Source organism: Micromonospora sp. ATLC20 (assembly GCF_057196585.1).
The window spans coordinates 1-19,837 of sequence record NZ_JBXUOV010000106.1; the positions used below are offsets into that span (position 1 = coordinate 1).

Consider the following 19,837-nt stretch of genomic DNA (forward strand, 5'->3'; position numbering starts at 1 on the left):
GCGCCGGCCCGGCCCCGGCCTGCTGGCGACCTCCGGCCGGCATCGGCCGGGCCGGCCGGCCACGCTTACGAGATGCAAGAGCTTGAAGACCTCGGGGCTCCGCCCCGAACCCCGACCCTCCTCAGAGATCGGCCGGGAGCGGATCACCTCGCCGGGCACCACAAGGGCTACCAGCCTCCCCAGGCCGGGCCAAGGTCGTACGTCCAGTAGGGCGCTCCACCTTGTCCCGGCCTGGGGAGGCTGGACGGTCTGACGACTGCCCGACGAGGAGACCCGCCTTCTGGCCCCGCCTAGACGCTTGTGCGGCGCCTGATCAGTTTCCGACTGCCAGCCCGCCGGATTGCTTCGCCCACCCCCGTTGACGAACGAAGCGACCGACTGGTGCCAGCCTGGCTGACCTTGGCTTGGGGCTAGATCCGAAACATGTGTCGGCGAATGCTTCCGCGATTGCCGCGATGCCCGTCTCTTTCGCCGTTACCACCCGGCCGTTGGCGAGCGACGACCACCAGCGTGAGAAGGACCGGGCCGAGCAGGCTCACGAGGACTGCGTACGTGGCGAGGGCGCTGAACTCCACACTTGGGGAGCCCCGCCACGGGCTCACACTTCCAGCCAGTTTGTGCAGCGAGAGCTGAGCGACCGGAGTAAGTAACACCAGCGAGGCCCAGACGCCGCGGTTGTCACGATGGAGGGCCAGGCCGAGAGCCAGTAGCAGAGCGACAGCCAGCAGAAGCCCACCGGCGGCCGGTAGAAACCGGGCGGTACTGGCGGCGTAGTACCCATCGAACGCGTCGTGCAGGATCAGGTAAGCCGCTGTCCCACCTGCGCCTACCGCCGCGAGTGGTACTCCAACCCGAATGAGGGTCAAAGACCCCTCCGGCAGGAGGAGCGCTAGCGCGCCAAGAGTGACTTGCGGCAGCAGGATGAACAGCGGTGGCCTGGACAGGCCGGTCAACGCGCTCAGTGGCACTGCCGCGATCGTGAGCGCAAGAGCTACGGCTACCGCGACTCGCGTCGTCCGGCCCGGGGAGACGGTTGCGGCGATCGCGGCGACCAGCCAGGCGGTCCACGCAATGAACCCGAGTGAGGCGAAGGGACTCATGTGCGGGTGGTCCCCAACGGGCGCCACGGGACGCAGTTCCGCCACCCACCAGATGGCCGCAAAGGCGGTAGCAGCGAGCAATGCCACGACCGAGGCGAGATGCACCCCGGGAACGAGATCAATGAGGCCGGCGGCGCGCAGCCGCTGACGGACGCCGCCGCGCACGAGATCCGTGATGTCGCCAGGTGAGGGCCAGCGTTGGCCAGGCTTGGCCAGGTCAAGGCACGTTCCCACGATCTCGGCCCCACGCGCCCGGCGATAGTCCGAGGGGTACACATTCAGCAGGCGCAGGTACCTGCGTTCCAAGTTGGTCACGCCAAGCCTCCGGCGGTACGCGCAGTGAGCGACCGGCCGGTGCGGGCTCGCGCGCGAAGCCGCGTCGTGGCCGCCTCGACGTTGCGCCGCAGCCGGTCCGTCTCCTCCGCCAAAGTGGCGTCGCCGGCTGGCGAGAGGCGGTAGTAGCGACGCGCTCGACCGTTCACGACCTCCTCCCGGTCGACCTCCACCAGGCCGGCGTCGACCAGCCGGTCAAGCGCCCCGTAGAGGGTGCCTGGACGCAGTGAAACTCTGCCATCGGAAAGAACGGCAACCTCGCCGATCAACCCGTAGCCGTGCATCGGCTCCTTCGCCAGCGCGGTCAGGATCAAGAAGGTCGGCTCACGTAGCGGTGTGTCCATGCCCGCAATATATCGGACGCGAAGCTATATCGGGGGGCGTTACATGATGGTGTCTCCCAAGGCCATCATGGGCCATCCATGGGCCAGTAGCCGGGGCGCGCAGCGGTCATGAGCGGGCACGAGGGGCAACTGGCTCGGCCGTTGGGACCAGGCGTTTCGGGCATCACGACCGGCTGAGCACGATCTTCCAAACTGACGGTGCGGGTTCGATTCCCGTCGCCCGCTCCACCAACGAAGGCCCAGGCAGACCGCATGATCGCGGCACCTGGGCCATCGCATTCCTTCCCCATTTTCGATCTTGCGCCGTTCACCGGCGATGTCAGCCCGCCCCGGCGATCCGGTGATGCAGCGCCGAGGCGATCTCTTGGTCGCGCTCGCCGATGGTGTGCTGATGGAGCAGGGCCGCCCGCATGGTGCTGTGACCCCTGCGCTAGCCGCCGCGTCTCCCCGAGTGACTGAGGTACGCGCACGGCATCTCCGCCTCCCGCTCCCAGGCGCTTCCTTTCACGGCGACGGGGTAGCTGACCTCTCTGGCCTGCCGGTCGGCGGTCTCGACCGAGAACCGTATCGACAACGGCTCGCTCTCGAACGCGGTGGAACTAGCGCACTCGACGCGCACCTCGACATCGATCCAGCCGGTACCGCCAGGTCGTAGCAGCCTCGACTGGCCGGTGTCACGGACCTGGATGCCCGGTCGTTGACCGACAGCCGCACCGACAGTGATCGGCGCGGGTCCCGTGTTGATCACCGCGAGCTGTCCGTTCAGCTGGACGACGCCCAGGACTTCCGTACCCGAACCCCCGCTGACTCTGTCCTGAGGTAGGGCCACGAGCGCGACCGAGGCATTCCGCTCCCGCTCGTCCCGCGAGACTCGCAGCTCGCTCACACCGACACCGCCGAGCACGGCGCCGATCACGAAGGCAGCAACGAGCCGTACGGTCATCGTTCGTCCGGACCCGCGGCGACCAGGAACAGCGCCGTCCGAATCCGCCGGCCGGTGACCGCGTTCGTCCAGGTCGATCACTTCGTGCTCCGCCGACATGGCGTCAGCCTAGGGCTCTACCGGTCACGCATCGACCGGCCGTACAGCCGGGATCGCGATGAGTTTCGTTACCGCGTCCGGTCAGCACTCCTGTGCACCGATCTCCGGACACCGGGCAGAGCATCATGACCGCTACGCGCAGGAGGCAAGCGTGAAACTTCTCCTCACATCCGCAGGCGTCCAGAACCCGAGCATCAACGATGCGCTGGTCGACCTGCTGGGCAAGCCGATCGCCGAATCGAGCGCCCTCTGCATCCCCACTGCGGCGTACCCGATGGGCGGACCGGCCTCGGCCTGGCGCTTCATCACCGGTCAGACGCCGCTGCCCATGAGCGGTCTCGGCTGGAAGTCGCTGGGCGTACTCGAACTGTCAGCGCTACCCAGCATCGGCCAGGAGCACTGGGTCCCCTGGGTCCGGGAGGCCGACGTCCTGCTCGTGCACGGTGGCGACGCGACGTACCTGTGCCACTGGATGCGGCAGTCCGGGCTGGCGGACCTCCTGCCGTCGCTGCGGGACACCGTTTGGGTCGGGCTGAGCGCCGGCAGCATGGTGCTCACCCCCCGGATCGGTACGGAATTCGTCGAGTGGCAGTCCGCACCCGACGACCGCACGCTCGGGCTCGTCGACTTCTCGATCTTCCCGCACCTGGGCCTCGAACCGGACAACACCATGGCGTCTGCCGAGAAGTGGGCGGCCGAGATCGCCGGTCCGGCGTACGCGATCGACGACCAGACGGCCATCAAGGTGACCGACGGCGCCGTCGAGGTCGTCTCCGAGGGGCAGTGGAGGTGGTTCCCCGCGTGAGCACCCGCCCATGCCGCGATCAGCGCGCCGCGTACCCCAGGTCGGTCGCCGGCAGGCGGCGCTGCAGCCAGGTGACGACGAGTTCGTCGAAGCCCGGCGCTCGCTCGGCAGGGGTGTAGCGCCCCTCCCTGACCTGCGCGGGCCCTTCCCCCGTGTAGACGCGGATGCTGTGGTCGGCACCGGGGAAGACCACAGTCGTGTGATCGGCGTGGCGTGCGCCGTCGAGGGTGCCGCTGATGGCGCGCACGCTCGCCTCCACCGGCACGAGCAGGTCGTCCGCGCCGAAGATCGCCAGCAGCGGGCAGCGCAGAGCCGCCAGTGCCGGGGCGGGGTCGTAGTCCGCGATGCCCGCGATGAACGCGATGGACTCGGGTGTCGTCCCGGCGAGCATCGGATACCAGGGAGCGCCGTGCCAGTGCGCCTGCGCGGCGTGCACGCGCGCCGGGTCGTCGCCCGACTGGACCCGCCGGATCTGGTCGCGTAGCAGGAGAAGCGCTTGCTGGATGTCGGCGCCGCCGAAGCCCTCCGCAGCGAGTTGGTGGCGGAGCCGGTACTCCTCCTGGTCCCGTACGCTCACGCCCGGCCCCGACACCGTCACCACCGCCGCGATCCGGTGGTCCGCTGCCGCAGCGAGGTGAGCCACCCAGCCGCCCTGGCTGCCGCCGATCAGCGCGACCGCGCCGGACAGCACGTCCTCGCGGCTTCGGACGGCCCGGACCGCGGCCACGGTCTCGGCGGCGCGGTCGGCCATGGTCTGACGGGTCCAGTCACCCGTCGACGCACCGGAACCGGGCTTGTCGTAGGCGAGACTCGCGAAGCCGGCTGCGGCCAGCCTCGTCTGCCACGCCCCCTGATCGCGACCGCCCGGCCCGGAACCCTCGACGAAGACCACCGCCGGGTACGGCCCCGGCCAGGGCGGCCGGACGACGTCGCCGACCAGCTCGTTCCCGTCGTCGAGGAACGAGAACTCCGCGGTCACCGGTTCGAACAACACCCCGTCGACCGTACGAGGCTCCTGCCACCCACCCGCGTCCTCAGGCATTGGCCCCGCATGCTCGCTCGATGTCGAGCAGGTCCTGGACGTTGTTCTCCCTGACGCAGGCGAGGAACCGTCGACGGGCGATGACCCGGCTGATCCGATGGATCGGTGAGCCACCGGTCAAGGTGTAGGTGAGCTGGAGGTCGGTGGTACCAACCGCGGCACCGGGAACCAGCCGGTACTCGGTCACACTGTGCCCGCCCGCGAAGCACTCGACGACGTAGCGGAACGGGGGCCGGCAGTCGGTCACGCGGAGTTCCACGGTGACGGGCCAGCCGTACGGCCTGCGGGTCTCCCGCCATCTCGTGCCCGTTCCGAACGCCTGGCTGTGGAGCAGCTCGGTCGCGTCGACCTTGGTCAGCAGCGCCGGATACCGCGCGACGTCGGCGAGGCACCGCCACACCTTCTCCGGCGGTGCGGAGATCGTGTGGCTGAATGTCATCGGCTGCAATGTCTGTCCTCTGCTGGGCGTACGGTCGAGTCGGAGGCCGCCTTCGGAGTGCCGGCCGCCGACTACGACGCGATGTGTGACGTCCTCAACGACCCGGAGCGCTGGCCGGCGGTCTCGGTGCGGCTCGACGCAGACGTGTGGCTTCGGATCGTCTACCGCAACCTCGAGGACGAGACGGGACTCGACTTCGTGGAGGACCGGCCGGGGCAGCCGGCGAAGGTTCTCGCCTCGGTCGGCGGCCACGGGTTCACGTCCGCGATGACCTGGGCGGAACTGCTCGCCGTGGCGGCACTGCCGGACGAGCGGCTGGGCGCAGCGGCTAATCCTGATACTGCCGATGCTCGGTCCGCGGGAACTGCCCGAGGACGCCGGGAACGTCATGCACCGGGCGCTGGAGGGGATCGGCGCGGCGAATCGGTCGGCCCTGGTAGAGGTCCTGCTCGCCGCCATGGACTGGCGTACCCACCAGCTGGAACTCCGCTCTCATCGCCGAGAAACTGCCCGATGGCGCCGCGAAGACGCTGGTCCGGGTCACGAGGGCCCGGACCGGCGTCGGAGGACGGGCGACCGGCGACGAGCTCCGCCAGAACCGACCGCAGCCGCTCCCGTTCCGTTCGCAGGCCCGACCACGCCGGGCCGGGAAGCCGCAGCACGTTGGCGAGCAGGTCACCCGGGTAGTAGTCGCCCTCGGCCAACGGATCGCGGAGCAGGACCTGTACCGCGAGAGGCAGCAGAGCCGACACGCCGATCCCCTGCCCGAGCATGATGCGCAGGTCTTCCACGGTGAACTCGGCCAGCGGCTTGCGTCGTAGCTCCGAGCAGCGCCTCACGAGAGACGTGGCCTCCCGGCCGGGGTCCGGCCAGACGTCCCGTTCCAACTGCTCGATCGTTGTCACGGCGGTCAGGCTAGCCCGCGTCCCGCGGCTGTCCTCTACGTCCCGGACCGCTTCCGGTAGTCGGCGGAACGCAGCCGTCCGGAGAATGGACGAACAACCGATGACCCATCGGCATCCGCTGGTGGCGAGCCGGGCCGAGCACGAACCCCGCGGCCACGAACGAGATGGAAGCGCCTGCCTCATGACGAACCCCTGGCATGTCCTGACCGAGGCCGAGCGGGAGCAGTGGACGTACACGCCGGGAGCCGGCGTGGGACCTCTGCGGTTCGGAATGAGCCACGACGAGGCCGCCGAGGCGCTGCCCGGGTTCGCCGCATCGGTTTCCGTCGCACACCGCGACTTCGACCGGCCGACGAAGGCGGAGTTCCGCAACGCGGGCGCCGCTGCCCACGCCACGGCGGTCACGGCTTATTTCGGCAGGTCAGAGGGCCTGTTCTGCGTAGTCGTCGATGCGCGGTACAGCCCACAGGTGACGCTGGACGGGATCAGCCTGGTCGGACGCGTGCCGTCCCGGCTGGAGGAGCAGTTCCTGAGCTACGTGCTGGCGCGCGGCATCGCGCCGCAGTACGCCCCGGAAGGCGATCCGGCCTCCGACGACCTGGGGATCGTCATGCGCGTCCAGCGGACGGGCGACGTCGTGCTGTCCCGGCCGGTGTTCGCGGTCGTCCGCGAGCGTGCGAACACCCTGTGGGACTGCGTGCCGTACGACGAGTTGTGCGTCCACTGATCAGCCGGCACGGCCAGCCGCGACCGCGTCGGTGGCGGGCACTGCCGGATCCGGTCGCCTCGCGAGGACGATCACGCCGATCAGAAGGAGCACCAGCCAGAACGGCACCAGCACCGGAGCGAGCCCGCGCCAGACGGGCCACACCGGCTCGGCGAGCCGGTGCACGGCCAGGTCCGCCCAGGTGACGACGGCTGCCGGGAACAGGCCGACGGTCACCAGCGTGCCGACCACCCGGGGTACGGGCCGGCGACTCCGCGCCGCCACCCAGAACAGCGCCGCACCGGCGGCGACGCCGAGCAGGGTGCCGGTGATGGTGGCGACGCGGAACCCTCCGGGAGCGCTCTGCGTGATGCTCAGCCTCGACCCGTATGCCGGATGCGTGAGGGTGACCGTCATACCGTCTCGCTCGGCCCGCCAGCCGTCGCACGATGCTCCCGGCACCCGACGGAGTTCCCGCCACCCGCCCGTCTCGGCGGCACCCCGCATCCGCTCCGACAACGTGCAGTCGGGGCCGTCGCCGTACTGGAACTCGGCCCGGTTACCGCCGAGGTCGTCGGCGGCCAGGAAGACGCCGTACCGGTAGCCGCGCTCGGTGATCGAACCGATCGGCTCGACACCGGTAAGCAGTTCGCCGGCCGCGCTCCGGGCTGCCTCGGGGCTCGGCGATTCGGCGCCCCGGCCGCCGTACCAGGACCCGACGGCCAGGCCGGCCGTGCCGAACAGCAGCGCGCCGAGCAGCGCCATCGCGACGTGCCCCAGCCGACGCCCCACCGGCCCACCCCCTGTCGCCGTGCGGCACAGCGTAGGCGTCGCACGGCACACGCGGCGCCCCGCAGCGGAGGCGATCTCGGCGCTCAGGCGGAGAAGCGGGCCGATGGACTAGTAGTGGTCCTCGATCGGCCGCCGCGCCTCGTCGAACAGCGCCGGCCCGTCGTACCGCACCGGACGCGGCGCGGGCGTCGCGGGCTTGACCTGCTCGAACTGCTCGGTGGACAACGCGTACACGACCCGGCCGAGGCCTGATGCGTTGATCGCCACAGTGCACATCGGGCAGGGCTGGCAGCTGGTGTACATGGTGGTCGCGACCGCCGCCTCGGGGGCGAGCTGACGGGCGGCCCAGCGGGCCAGCTTCAGCTCCGGGTGGGCGGTGACGTCCCGGTCGGAGACCACAGTGTTGTGGTCCTCGATCAGCACGGTGCCGTCGGCGCCGACGAGCAGCGACGCGAACGGCCGCTCGCCGGACGCGCCCGCCCGGTCGGCGAGTTCCACGGCACGGCGCAGGAACGCCTCGTCGTCGGGTGTCATCAGCCCTCCACGTGTCGGCGGTACCGAGCCGAGGCCGTCAGTCGGCGGCGATCTGCTCGACGGATCGGGCGGCCACGGCGCGCAGGGCCGGGTCGCCGCTGCGGGCGTACGCGTCGCTCAGGGTGTCGATGAATTTGATCGCGTGCGCGTCCCCGGTGTCCAGCGCCCGCGCCATGGCCTCGTCGAGTTCCGGCCCGGCGGCCGGCGGGAGGGCACGGGCCCCGGCCGGGGCGTAGGCGGCGGTGACGGCGGCGGTCGCCGCCCAGGCGGCGGCCAGGCTCGGCTGCCACAGCGCCGGCGGCAGGGCCGGCAGGGTACGCAGGACGGCGTTCGGCGCGGTCGCCGCGTGCACGAGCATGACCGGGGCGGCGTACCCGTGCGTGCCGTGCCGCACCACGGCGGCGTCGACGACGGCGGCGAGGCGGGTGGGCACGTCGGCGGCGGCGTCGCCGGGCACGGCCGCCGCGACGGCCGGCCACCGGTCCAGGTCGGCCAGCTGCGCCAGGCGGGACCGGATGCCGAACCGCTGATCGGGTACGCGGGGCACGGCGTCGAGCGCGGACCGGGCGTCGGTTCCGGGGTACGGCCCGGCGCCGGGCCGGGCGAGCGGCTGCCAGCGGGCGGCCCAGTAGGCGAGCCCCTGGCCGAGTTCGGTCACGCGCGGTGCGGTCTCGGCGTCGAGCAGCGCGCGCACGGCGTGGCCGACCCGGATGACGCCGTGGGTGGCCCCGGCGGCGATGCCCGGCAGCAGGCGCGGCCACCAGCGAGCGAGCACGTCGCGCCACGGCGCGCCGGCCAGCTCGCGGTCGAAGAGGTCGAGCCAGTCGCCGGTGCGCACCGGGTCGCCGAGCGGGTCACGCCACTCCTCGGCGACGATGCGCCGGATGCCGCGCGGGCGTTCCTCCAGCCGGCCGGCGTACGCGTCGATCCAGCGGTGCACCGCCCGCCCGTGGCCGTGACGCACCAGGGCCTCCGCGGCCATCGGCACGTGGTTGGACAGCCACCCGTCACGCTCGGGACCGGTGTGGCGTACGCGCTCGTACGCCTCGTCGAGTACGGAGTTCAGCACACCGGGAAGCGTCCGACCTGAAGTGCGGTTCAGGTCAAGCGGCGGCGGATCCGCGCCATGTCCTCCTCGGGGAGCGCGTCGGCGACCAGCAGCCGGGGCAGCAGGTCCGTCTCCAGCGTGACGGCCCGGAACACCAGCGCCACCGTCACGTCGTGGTCGGGCCGGTGCACGACCTCGACCGGGTCTCCGGCGCCGACGCTGCCCGGCGTGACCACCCGCAGGTACGCCCCGGGCCGTACCTGCTCGGTGAACCGCTTGATCCAGCCGCGTTCGCCCAGCCACCCCTGGAACGTGCCGCAGGGGATGCGCGGGCAGGAGACCTCCAGCACCAGGTCCGGACCGATCCGCCACCGCTCGCCGATCAGCGCGCCGTTGACGTCCAGCCCGCTGGTGGTCAGGTTCTCGCCGAAGCTGCCGTCGGCGAGCGGGCGGCCCAGCTCGGCCTCCCAGTGGTCCAGATCCTCCCGGGCGTACGCGTAGACCGCCTGGTCGGTGCCGCCGTGGTGGGCCACGTCGTAGACCCGGTCACCGGCGAGCCCGACCGCGCCGGTGCCCTTGGGGCCGGGCGCGGTGACGGCGACCCGGCCGTCGACTGGGCGCTTGTCGATGCCGGTGGCGCCGATCCCCTTCCACGGGTTCGGTTGCGGTCGGCCCACGTTGACGGAGATCACCTTCATGACCGCGACGGTATTCGGCCACGGTCCCACCGGCCACCCCATTCCGCCGGGCCGGGTGGGAAGCGGGGCAGCGTGGGCTGCGTACGATGCGGGCCGGACATCCTCGTCGGGTGGTGGAGGTAGCCGCGGATGGCAGGCCAACAGGACGGTTTCGCCCTCGGCGTGGACCTCGGCACCTCGAACACGGTGGCGGTGCTGCGCTGGCCGGACGGGCGGACCCGGCCGGTGCTCGTCGACGGCCATCCGATCCTGCCGTCCGGCGTCTACGCCGACGCGGACGGTCACCTGCACGTCGGGCGGGACGCGCAGCGCCTGGCCCAGGCCGACCCGGCCGCCTACGAGCCGAACCCGAAGCGCCGGGTCGACGAGGAGACGGTGGAGCTGGGCGGGCGGGCGTACCGGCCGGCGGAGCTGCTGGCCGCGACGCTGCGCGCGGTCGCGGACGCGGCGGTGGCGGCGGTCGGGATGCTGCCCCCGGCGGTGGTCACCCACCCGGCGGCCTGGACGCCGGCCCGCCGTCAGGTGCTGCACGACGCGCTGGAACTCGCCGGCTGGCCGGCCGCGGCCGAGCACACGCTTGCCGGGCCGATCGCGCCCGGCACCCGTCTGCTGCGGGAGCCGGTGGCCGCGGCGCGCTACTTCACGCAGGTGCTGCGCCGGCCGGTGCCGGTGGGCGGTGCGGTGGCGGTGTTCGACTTCGGCGGCGGCACGCTCGACGTGGCGGTGCTGCGCAACGAGGGCGCCGACCCGTGGGGCGACTCCGGCTTCCAGCTGGTCGCCACCGGTGGGATCCCCGACCTCGGCGGCCTCGACCTGGACGCGGCCCTGCTCGGACGGCTCGGCGAACTGGTCGGCCCGGCCCATCCGGGCGAGTGGGCCCGGCTGACCGATCCGGCGACCACCGCCGAGCGGCGGGCCCGCCAGCAGTTGTGGGACAACGTGCGCGGCGCGAAGGAGATGCTGTCCCGGGCGATGGTCGCGCCGGTGGCCGTACCGGGGGTGGAGGCGGCGGTGCCGCTGTCCCGGGAGGACTTCGAACGCCTGGCCGCGCCGCTGCTGGCCCGGGCGGTGACGGAGACCCGCGAGGTGACCGCCGCCGCCGGGCTGCGCCCGGAGCAGCTCTCCGGTCTGTTCCTGGTCGGCGGGTCGACCCGGGTGCCGCTGGTGGCCCGGCTGCTGCACGCCGAGCTGGGCATCGCGCCGACGGTGCTGGAGCAGCCGGAGATGCCGGTGGCCGAGGGCGCGCTCACCGACCTGCCGCTGCCCCGGCGGTCCGGCCGTCCCGGCGTGCCGGTCCAGGCCGCGCCGGCACCACCCGCGCCGACGCAACCCGAATCGACACGGCCCGCGCCGGCCGCGGGCGAGACCGCCGCCACGGCCCCCGCCGGTGCGACGAGGACGAACCCGACCGCGCCGCTCGGCGGTCCGGACGCGGCGTCCGCCGGACCGCACGGCACGCTGGTCGCCGACGGCCCCGTCCCGCAGACCGCCGCCACGAGGTACGACGGCACGCCCGGCCCGGTTCCGCCACAGCCCACGAGGTACGACCACATGCCGGCCGCCCACGGGCCGGTTCCGCCCCACCCCGCCGGCTACGGCGTACCCGGACCGTCCGCTCCCCCGCCCGGCGGCTGGCAGCCCGGCGTACCCGGGGCGCCTTTCTCCCCCGCGCCGAACGGTGTCCGGCCCGGCGGCGGCCGGCCCCGGCGCGGCCGGTGGATCGCGCTCGGCGCGGGTCTCGTGGTCGTCGCCGTGGCGGCGTCGGTGCTGCTCTGGGTGTTCCGGGACCGGCATCCGGCGCTGGACTTCCACACCGCCGAACTGGTGAAGACGGTGGCCGCCGGTGACACGCGGCCGGACCAGATGTTCACCGCGACGCTCGGGGAACGCGCCTACCTGGCCCGTTCGCTGCCCGACGGGCACCTCCACGTGAGCGCCGTCGAGGCGGCCACCGGCAGGACGGTCTGGGAGAAGCGGACCGACGCGACCGCGCAGCGGTGGGCGGGGATCCGGACGCTGCCCGACGGACTGCTCGTCCTCGGCGACGCCACCGGAAGCGACACCCCCCGCGTGCTCGCGGTGCTCGACGAGGACTCCGGGGACCAGCGCTGGCGGACCGACGTCGGCCGCGACGACACCCTGTACCTCGGGCCGGACACGATCGTCCGGCTGGACCGCACCGGCGAACGCCTGATCGGGCTGCGGCTGAGCGACGGCGGGCAGCGGTGGGAACGGCCCAACCCGCGCACCGAGTACGGCGACGCGCGCACGAAGGTGGTCCCGGTCGGCACCGGCGCGGCACTGGACGGGCCCGGCAACGCCGAGGGCTCGCCGCTCGCCCCGTGGGCGGGGAAGGCGGACCGGCTCGTCCAGGTCGGCGCGGACCGGTCGGTCCGGGTGCTGGACATGCGCACCGGCAAGGTCCTCAAGGATCGGGGCAACGTCGCCGGGCTCGACGATCCGGTGGCCGCCCGCGACGACCGGCTGTACGTGGCGGAGAACGAGCGCGGCCTGCGGCTGCTCGCCTACGACCTGGGCGGTCTCGGCACGCCCAGCGTGCTGTACGAGGCGCCGGAGCAGGGCGGCCGGGTGAAGGATCTCGTCACCTGCGGAGAGCGTCGCGTGTGCCTGCTGGAGACGCCCGGCAGCGGCGCCGACGACACCCGGGTGGTGGCGGCGACCGAGGGCGAGGGCACCCGGCAGTGGCGGGCGCCGCGCGCCGAGTCGCTGGTGCCGGTCGGTGAGCACGTGCTGGCCGGGCGGGACTCGCCGGACGCGGTGACGCTGTTCGCGCCGGACGGCACTCCGGTGCTGCGCGACCGGGACGGGACGGCGGTCCGGCTGAACGCCGGCAACCTGCTGATCTTCTCCGAGGCGCCGAGCGCGTACGAGGACGACCGCGTCCTCGCCGGGACGGCGGTGGACGGCAAGCCGGTCGAGATGGGGCAGCTCAAGCAGATCCGCAGCGAGTCCTGCTCGTGGAACACGGAGATGCTGGTGTGCGGCGCGGAGAAGGAGTTCCGGTTGTACCGGTTCGCCGGCTGACCGGAACTGAGCTTGACAGTGATCGATGTCTCGGCTGGTGTGAACGGCAGAGAGATCGACGTTCGTCAGGAGGCCCCGTGTTCGTCCGACGACGGTGGACCGCACTCGCCACCACCAGCATCCTGATCGCCGCGGCGCTGGCCCATCCCGGGCCGGGCGCCGCCGCACCATCCGCCCCCACGATCACGCTCGCCCCCGCCGAGACCGCGCTGGTCCGCGTCCGACTGGCCGACCGGGCGCAGCTCGACCGCCTGGTCGCCGGCGGCGCCGACCTGGCCAACCGCCCCCGCTCCCGCGACGGCGAGTGGATCGCCGACCTGGTCCTCACCGGACGGCAGCTCACCGACCTCACCCGGCAGGGGGCCACCGCCCTGCAGGTGGTGCAGCGCGCCGACGACGGGACCCGGCACCTGGCCGAGAGCCGCCGCGCCGCACAGGAGAGCACCCGCGCCGGGCTGCGCGCGAGCGGCGCCGCCACCACTGTCGACACGCTCCAGTTCCTCCAGGCGTACTGGTGGACCACCGGCGGCCGGACGTTCCTCCAGGCCCAGGTCGCCACCACCGCCACCGACGACCCGGACGTCGAGATCACCGTCACCTGGCGGACCGCCGACGGCGCCACCGGCTCGTTCCCGCTGTACCGCTTCGAGGACTCGGGCGAGTACCAGTACCACTACGCGCTTCCGCAGCCGGTGCCGAGCCGGCCGGTGCAGCTCACCGCCACCTCCACGCTGGGCGGCACGAGCCGGCCGGTGACACCGTCGCTCTGGCCGAACGCGACCCCGCCGCCGCAGCCGGCCGGCTACCAGAAGGACTTCATCGACGCCTACCTGACGCCGGTGGACATCAAGGCGCGCATCGCCCGGCTCGGCCGCCAGTACCGCGACCTGGTCGACGTGATCGACCTGCCGAACAAGACCCAGGGCTACCGGCGGAACGCCGCCGCCTACCTGGGCGACCCGGCGGCCGCCGCAGTGGTGGTGGAGTCGGTCCGCTTCGGCGACCAGGGCATGAACGGCGTGCAGGTACGCACCGTCGACCCGGGCCGGCCGAACCGGCCACTGAGCATGCGTTACCGGGACCGGGTGCTCACCGTCTCGCTGGCCACCGACCGCGCGGGCAAGGTCACCAGCACCACCGACGACGTCGCCGCCCTGATCAACGCGCCGCGCGGTGCCCGCTTCCGGGCCACTGTGGAGGACGGCTCGGCCGGGCTGCCGATGCCGGTGGCCGGGCCGGTACGTCTCGACGACGGGTTGCAGGGCACCGAGGTGCCGGCCCGGCCGTGGACCGTGCAGGCGCTGCGCATCGGCAAGCACCGCGACGGCTCCCGGATCGGTGTGCTGGCGTACTCGCAGGAGCACGCCCGTGAGTGGGCCACCCCGCTCGTCACGCTGGAGTTCGCCGAGCGGCTGCTGGCGAACGCGCGTACCGACGCGGCGACCCGCAAGCTGCTGGAGCAGGTGGACGTGTTCGTCATCCCGACGGTGAACCCGGACGGCGCGAACTACTCCTTCAACGACTACAACTTCCAGCGCAAGAACCTGGTCAACCACTGCAGCGGCGCCTCCCGTGACCCGAAGTACCGCACCATGTGGGGCGTCGACGTCAACCGCAACTACACGGTCGGCTCCCTGTTCGACGGATACGTGGGCGCCAGCGCGAACTGCCTGTCCGGCAACTACGCGGGCACGGCGGAGCTGTCCGAGCCGGAGAGCCGCAACGTGATCGACCTGGCCAAGGCCCACCCGAACATCAAGTTCGCGATGAACGTGCACTCGTACGGCGGCTACTTCATGTGGCCGCCCGGGGCGTACAAGGCCGACGGGCGGGTGACGCTGCCGCGCCCGTCGATCGACGAGTCGACGCTGTTCCTGGGCAGCGCGCGGCGCATCGTCGGCGCGATCGCGGCCGAGCGCGGCACCTTCACCTGGCCGTCGCAGACCGGCCCGGTCGCCGACGTGCTCTACTCGGCGGCCGGCAACTCGGCCGACCAGCTCTACTACGAGCTGGGCATCTTCGCCTGGGACTTCGAGGTCGGAAACGACAGGTGGAACGAGGCCACCGGTCAGTGGGAGGGGGTCGGCTTCCAGCCGCCGTTCGACGAGGCGCACGCCGAGGCGCAGGAGTACGCCGGCGGCCTGGTGGAACTGGTCCGCGTCGCCCGCGACTACGCCGCCGACAACCCGGTCCGGCGCTGACCGCAGGCGGTCCCCGGCCGGTGGAGTCCGGCCGGGGACCGCGTCAGCTCGTCCGGGGCGGGTCGGCCGTCTCAGTCGGTGGTGCCGAGGTCGCGGAAGACGGCGAGCGCGCCCGGGTCGTCGATGGTCGCCGGGACCGGCTCGTCGCGCCCCTCCACCAGGCCCCGCATGGTGCGCCGCAGGATCTTCCCGGAGCGCGTCTTGGGCAGCGCCGGCACCACTGTCACCCGGCGGAACGCGGCCACCGGGCCGATCCGCTGCCGGACCAGCGCGACCAGCTCGGCGGCGAGCGCGTCCGGGTCCACGTCGGCGCCGGCCTTGAGCACCACGTACCCGCTGGGCACCTGCCCCTTGAGCGCGTCCGCCACGCCGATCACCGCGCACTCGGCCACCGCCGGGTGCGTCGCCAGGACCTCCTCCATCGCGCCGGTGGACAGGCGGTGCCCGGCCACGTTTATGACGTCGTCGGTGCGGCCCATCACGTACAGGTAGCCGTCCTCGTCGAACCGGCCGCCGTCGCCGGTCAGGTAGTGACCCGGGAACGTGGACAGGTAGGAGCGGACGAACCGCTCGTCGTCGCCCCAGAGCGTGGGCAGGCAGCCGGGCGGCAGCGGCAGCCGGATCACGATCGAGCCGTCCGTGCCGGGCGGCACGTCCCGGCCCGCGCCGTCGACCACGCGCACGTCGTAGCCGGGCACCGGCACCGACGGCGACCCCGGCTTGATCGGCAGCGGCTCCAGGCCGCGCGGGTTGGCCGCCACCGGCCAGCCGGTCTCCGTCTGCCACCAGTTGTCGACCACCGGTACGCCGAGCCGCTCCCCCGCCCAGGCCCAGGTGTCCGGGTCCAGGCGCTCACCGGCGAGGAAGAGGGTACGCAGCGCACTCAGGTCGTACCGCTCGATGTGGCTGCCGTCGGGGTCCTGCCGGCGGATCGCCCGGATCGCGGTGGGCGCGGTGAACAGGGCCGCCACCCGGTGCTCGGCGGCGACCCGCCAGAACGCGCCGGCGTCGGGGGTGCCGACCGGCTTGCCCTCGTAGAGCACCGTCGTCGCGCCGGTGAGCAGCGGCGCGTACACGATGTAGGAGTGGCCGACCACCCAGCCCACGTCGGAGGCGGCCCAGAAGACCTCGCCCGGCTCGATGCCGTAGACGTTGCGCATCGACCAGCGCAACGCCACCGCGTGCCCGCCGTTGTCCCGCACCACGCCCTTGGGCCGGCCGGTGGTGCCGGAGGTGTAGAGGACGTAGAGCGGGTCGGTGGCGGCCACCGGCTCGCACGGCACCGGTTCCGCGTCCGCCATCACCTCGGCCCAGGTCAGGTCGCGGCCCGGCACCAGCGGGGCCGGTTCCTGCGGGCGCTGCACCACCACGCAGCGCTCCGGCGCGTGCGCGGCCTCGTCCAGCGCGGCGGCCAGGATCGGGTGGTACGGCACCACCCGGTCGGCCTCGATGCCGCAGGAGGTGGCCACCACCACCTTCGGCCGCGCGTCGTCGATCCGGACGGCCAGCTCGTGCGCGGCGAAGCCGCCGAAGACCACCGAGTGCACCGCGCCGATCCGGGCGCAGGCCAACATGGCGATCACCGCCTCCGGGACCATCGCCAGGTAGAGCAGTACCCGGTCGCCCCGGCCGACGCCGAGCCGGCGCAGCGCACCGGCGAACCGGGCCGTCTCGGCGAGCAGTTCGGCGTAGGTGAGCGTGCGGACCGTGCCGGTCACCGGGCTGTCGTGGATCAACGCGGGCTGCTCGCCACGCCCGGCGGCGACGTGCCGGTCCAGCGCGTTGTGGCAGGTGTTCAGCACCCCGTCGGGGAACCAGCGGTACAGCGGCGCCGCCTCCTCGTCGAGGATGCGCTCCGGCGGGATGACCCAGTCGATGTCGGCCGCCGCGTCCCGCCAGAAACCGGCCGGGTCGGCGATGCTCCGCTCGTACGCTGATCGATACGCGCCCATGCCGTCATGCTGCGCCCCGGCGCCGTGCCGGCACGACGGCCGGACGGGTTCGGTGCGCCGGAAGCACGTCCCGGCTCGCTGAACGGCCGGTCACGGCGGTGGGCGGTGACCGCTCAGCCCAACGGGCGACGGATGAAGCCCGCGGGGCGGGGTAAGGCAACACGGTCCTGGTGGAGAGACGACCGGTGTCGCGGCGTACCGCGGCCGGGCACGCGGGCGGGCGGCGCGAATGCCGCCCGCCCGCGCATCCCGGGGCCGACCCGGGCAAACCGAGTTTGATCGATCACTGCTGTCGACTAGCGTGCGCAGGCGTGAAAACCAATCGGATCTTGCCGATCCTTCTGACCTGTGCCGTGCTGGGGCTCGCCGCGTGCGGCGACGAGAAGCCCTCGACCACGGCCGGGCCGGCGGCCACGTCGGCCTCCGCCGCCCCCTCCTCGGCTGCCCCCTCGCCGTCGGCGGCCGCGATGAGCGACAAGGAACTCTGCACCGCCGCAGAGAAGATCAACAAGGACATGCGGACGAAGCTCATGGCCGTCGTGCAGGGGGGCGGCGACCTGACGAAGCAGACCGGCGCGATCCTCACCGAACTCGGTGACCGGGTGACAGAGCTCGCCGGGACCGCCGGCGACGGCAAGGCGGCCACCGCCCTGAAGGAGTTCGGCGCGGAGGCCGGCAAGGCGGGCTCGGCCGCCGACCCGGGCACCGCCGCCGACAACCCCGCCATGGAGAAGGCCAGCAAGGACATCAACGCCGCCTGCAAGACGGCCGGCGCGCCGACCACCTTCTGACGCCGACGCCCCGGGTCGTCCGTCCGGCGCGTACCGGACGGACGACCCGGTCGGCTCAGTTGCCGGTCACCCAGTTCCAGGCGGAGACCACCCACTCGGTCTGCTGGAGATAGGCCACCCCGACGCCGGCCAGGAACAACGCGGTCACCAGGTGGGCGCCTCTGGCGCTGCGGCGCACCCGGCCGAGCTGCCGTTCCAGGATCAGCCGGCCGAGCAGCCGGGCCAGCGCGAACAGGCCGACCGCGGTGAGCAGGCTGAGCACGAACGTGAGCAGCGGAGCGACCAGGTTGCCCCGGCCGGAGATCGCCCAGATGCCCCAGCACACGAATGCGAACAGCGCACCGGCGGCGCTCAGCTCCCCGCCCTTTCGCGCCTGGGCGAGATGCCAGCTCATCGGTCGGCGGGGCGCCTGCTCGGCCGCCCAGTCGCCGTGCTCGACGGTGGGGAACTGCTCGGTGCGGGGCGTACCCGAGGCGCGCGGCCGGCCGACCGCCGCCACCCCGCGCTGGAACGCGTCCCGCTGCGGGGGCACCACCCCCGGCTGGGGCGGCACCTCCACGGTGCGCTCGGCCCACGGCTGTGTCTGGTCCGCCATCTTCGTCCTCCCCCTCGACCGATTCCGGCCTCGGTTCCGAGGGTAGCCAGCCCGCAAATAGGGTGCCGACCCCCATCGCGGTGCGATACACACGTGCCGTGACTGACGTGCTGGTATCCCGGGCCGAGGACTTCGACGACATCGCGGCGCTGCTGGCGCTGGCCTTCCACGGCGATCTCGACCCCGACGTGCAGGCGCTCGAACGCCCGATCTTCGAGCCGGACCGGTCGTTACTGGTCCGCGACGGCGGTACGGCGGTCGCGCACGCCGCCGCGTTCAGCCGCCGTCTCGCTGTTCCCGGCGCGGACGTGCCGGCCGCGCACGTGACGATGGTCGCGGTGGCGCCGACTCACCGGCGACGCGGCCTGCTCACCACGCTGATGCGCCGCCAGCTGCAGGAGGTCCGCGACGCCGGCCGGGAACCGATCGCGGTGCTCTGGGCCAGCGAGGGCCGCATCTACCCCCGGTTCGGCTACGGGTCGGCGGCCCCGCGCTACATGCTGTCCGTCGACACCACCGGCCTGCGCCTGCCCGCCCCGGCGCCCGGCGAGGGCAGGCTGCGACTGGACCGTCCGGACGCGCACCGGGACGAGCTGGCCCGGCTGTACGAGCGGGTCCGCGCCGAGCGTCCCGGCTGGTCCCGGCGGGACGAGCGCTGGTGGTCGTACGTGCTGGCGGACCTCAAGGCGCACCGGGGCGGCGCCACCGAGCGCCGGGTGCTGCTGCACGAGGGCGCCGACGGCCTCGACGGGTACGCGCTGTACCGGACGAAGGACAGCTCGACGGCCGTCGGGCCGCAGGCCGAGGTGCAGGTCGGCGAGGTGGTGGCGGCGACGCCGGAGGCGTACACGGCACTGTGGCGGCTGCTGCTCTCGGTCGACCTGACCCGCCGGCTGTCGTTCGGAATCGCGGCCCTGGACGAGCCGCTGCTGCGGCTGGTGGACGAGCCCCGCCAGCTCTCCCCGCATCTCGCCGACGCGCTCTGGGTGCGGGTGGTGGACGTGCCGGCCGCGCTGGCCGCCCGGCGCTACGCCACCGACGTGGACGTGGTGATCGAGGTCACCGACGAGCTGCTGAAGGAGAACACCGGCCGCTGGCGGCTGGTCGGCGGCCGCGACGGGGCGGAGTGCACGCCCACCACCGCACCGGCCGGGCTGGCGTGTGACGTACGCGCTCTCGGCGAGCTGTACCTCGGCGGCGCGAACCCGTACGCGCTGGCCGCCGCCGGCCGCGTCCAGGAGCTGATCCCGGACACGCTGACCGCGCTGACGCCCGCCTTCACCTGGTACCGCACCCCCTCCCCCATGGAGGTCTTCTGACCGCCCGCCCACCCACCCACCCCAGCCCAGCCCGGCGTAGCCCGGCTGGCCCGACTGGCCCGACTGGCCCGACTGGCCCGACTGGCCCGCGCGATCATGAAGTTAGCGGCGCGGACCGTCCGATTTGTTCCGGCTAACTTCATGAT

The 19,837-nt window shown here is 73.0% G+C and carries 18 protein-coding genes; 6 read left to right on the forward strand and 12 right to left on the reverse strand.

Going from position 1 to position 19,837, the window contains the following annotated elements:
- Positions 1-410: 410 nt before the first annotated feature.
- The 3 genes from AC2CHG_RS20665 to AC2CHG_RS20675 all read right to left on the reverse strand — a co-directional run bounded on the left by AC2CHG_RS20665 (position 411) and on the right by AC2CHG_RS20675 (position 2,819).
- Entirely contained in the window at positions 411-1,415 is a 1,005-nt protein-coding gene (locus tag AC2CHG_RS20665; protein WP_366624845.1) for a hypothetical protein, read from the reverse strand.
- Entirely contained in the window at positions 1,412-1,777 is a 366-nt protein-coding gene (locus AC2CHG_RS20670) for a PadR family transcriptional regulator (RefSeq protein ID WP_269704540.1), read from the reverse strand. Before AC2CHG_RS20670 ends, AC2CHG_RS20665 begins: the two co-directional genes overlap by 4 nt.
- A gap of 430 nt (positions 1,778-2,207) precedes the next feature.
- Positions 2,208-2,819 (reverse strand): hypothetical protein, encoded by a 612-nt coding sequence (locus AC2CHG_RS20675; protein ID WP_484525370.1) that lies wholly within the window; start codon positions 2,817-2,819, stop codon positions 2,208-2,210.
- A gap of 151 nt (positions 2,820-2,970) precedes the next feature.
- Here AC2CHG_RS20675 and AC2CHG_RS20680 point away from each other — a divergent pair, with 151 nt between their 5' ends.
- Entirely contained in the window at positions 2,971-3,624 is a 654-nt protein-coding gene (locus AC2CHG_RS20680; RefSeq protein ID WP_269704538.1) for a Type 1 glutamine amidotransferase-like domain-containing protein, read from the forward strand.
- Between the two features lie 19 nt (positions 3,625-3,643).
- Here the strand turns inward: AC2CHG_RS20680 and AC2CHG_RS20685 are convergent, their stop codons facing one another.
- The 3 genes from AC2CHG_RS20685 to AC2CHG_RS20695 all read right to left on the reverse strand — a co-directional run bounded on the left by AC2CHG_RS20685 (position 3,644) and on the right by AC2CHG_RS20695 (position 6,010).
- Positions 3,644-4,618, reverse strand: a complete 975-nt coding sequence (locus tag AC2CHG_RS20685) for an alpha/beta hydrolase family protein (protein WP_484525371.1) — start codon at positions 4,616-4,618, stop codon at positions 3,644-3,646.
- Between the two features lie 40 nt (positions 4,619-4,658).
- Positions 4,659-5,105: an SRPBCC family protein gene (locus tag AC2CHG_RS20690; RefSeq protein ID WP_194803419.1), complete on the reverse strand. Its 447-nt coding sequence runs from the start codon at positions 5,103-5,105 to the stop codon at positions 4,659-4,661.
- Between the two features lie 386 nt (positions 5,106-5,491).
- Positions 5,492-6,010 (reverse strand): contact-dependent growth inhibition system immunity protein, encoded by a 519-nt coding sequence (locus AC2CHG_RS20695; RefSeq protein WP_484525372.1) that lies wholly within the window; start codon positions 6,008-6,010, stop codon positions 5,492-5,494.
- Between the two features lie 85 nt (positions 6,011-6,095).
- Here AC2CHG_RS20695 and AC2CHG_RS20700 point away from each other — a divergent pair, with 85 nt between their 5' ends.
- Positions 6,096-6,737 (forward strand): hypothetical protein, encoded by a 642-nt coding sequence (locus AC2CHG_RS20700; RefSeq protein WP_484525373.1) that lies wholly within the window; start codon positions 6,096-6,098, stop codon positions 6,735-6,737.
- Here the strand turns inward: AC2CHG_RS20700 and AC2CHG_RS20705 are convergent, their stop codons facing one another.
- The 4 genes from AC2CHG_RS20705 to AC2CHG_RS20720 all read right to left on the reverse strand — a co-directional run bounded on the left by AC2CHG_RS20705 (position 6,738) and on the right by AC2CHG_RS20720 (position 9,788).
- A complete protein-coding gene (locus AC2CHG_RS20705) occupies positions 6,738-7,508 on the reverse strand; it encodes a hypothetical protein (RefSeq protein WP_484525374.1) in 771 nt (256 codons plus the stop codon).
- A 108-nt stretch (positions 7,509-7,616) separates the two neighbouring features.
- Positions 7,617-8,042 (reverse strand): nucleoside deaminase, encoded by a 426-nt coding sequence (locus tag AC2CHG_RS20710; protein WP_194803417.1) that lies wholly within the window; start codon positions 8,040-8,042, stop codon positions 7,617-7,619.
- Positions 8,043-8,079: 37 nt separating this feature from the next.
- Entirely contained in the window at positions 8,080-9,108 is a 1,029-nt protein-coding gene (locus AC2CHG_RS20715; protein ID WP_484525380.1) for a questin oxidase family protein, read from the reverse strand.
- A 32-nt stretch (positions 9,109-9,140) separates the two neighbouring features.
- The gene (locus AC2CHG_RS20720; protein WP_355511090.1) at positions 9,141-9,788 is read right to left on the reverse strand and encodes an MOSC domain-containing protein; all 648 of its coding nucleotides are present in this window, start codon (positions 9,786-9,788) and stop codon (positions 9,141-9,143) included.
- 129 nt (positions 9,789-9,917) lie between these two features.
- Here AC2CHG_RS20720 and AC2CHG_RS20725 point away from each other — a divergent pair, with 129 nt between their 5' ends.
- The gene (locus AC2CHG_RS20725) at positions 9,918-12,833 is read left to right on the forward strand and encodes an Hsp70 family protein (protein WP_484525375.1); all 2,916 of its coding nucleotides are present in this window, start codon (positions 9,918-9,920) and stop codon (positions 12,831-12,833) included.
- 77 nt (positions 12,834-12,910) lie between these two features.
- On the forward strand, positions 12,911-15,034 hold the full coding sequence (locus AC2CHG_RS20730) for a M14 family zinc carboxypeptidase (protein WP_484525376.1): 2,124 nt from the start codon (positions 12,911-12,913) through the stop codon (positions 15,032-15,034).
- A gap of 71 nt (positions 15,035-15,105) precedes the next feature.
- On the opposite strand, the gene AC2CHG_RS20735 is transcribed toward AC2CHG_RS20730, so the two are convergent.
- The gene (locus AC2CHG_RS20735) at positions 15,106-16,986 is read right to left on the reverse strand and encodes a propionyl-CoA synthetase (RefSeq protein WP_262016298.1); all 1,881 of its coding nucleotides are present in this window, start codon (positions 16,984-16,986) and stop codon (positions 15,106-15,108) included.
- Between the two features lie 329 nt (positions 16,987-17,315).
- On the opposite strand from AC2CHG_RS20735, the gene AC2CHG_RS20740 reads away from it, so the two are divergent.
- Positions 17,316-17,777: a hypothetical protein gene (locus AC2CHG_RS20740; RefSeq protein ID WP_484525377.1), complete on the forward strand. Its 462-nt coding sequence runs from the start codon at positions 17,316-17,318 to the stop codon at positions 17,775-17,777.
- Positions 17,778-17,832: 55 nt separating this feature from the next.
- Here AC2CHG_RS20740 and AC2CHG_RS20745 read toward each other — a convergent pair whose 3' ends face one another.
- Entirely contained in the window at positions 17,833-18,372 is a 540-nt protein-coding gene (locus AC2CHG_RS20745; RefSeq protein ID WP_484525378.1) for a hypothetical protein, read from the reverse strand.
- A gap of 98 nt (positions 18,373-18,470) precedes the next feature.
- Here AC2CHG_RS20745 and AC2CHG_RS20750 point away from each other — a divergent pair, with 98 nt between their 5' ends.
- Positions 18,471-19,691, forward strand: coding sequence for a GNAT family N-acetyltransferase (locus AC2CHG_RS20750; RefSeq protein WP_484525379.1), 1,221 nt, complete (start codon positions 18,471-18,473; stop codon positions 19,689-19,691).
- Positions 19,692-19,837: the final 146 nt, after the last annotated feature.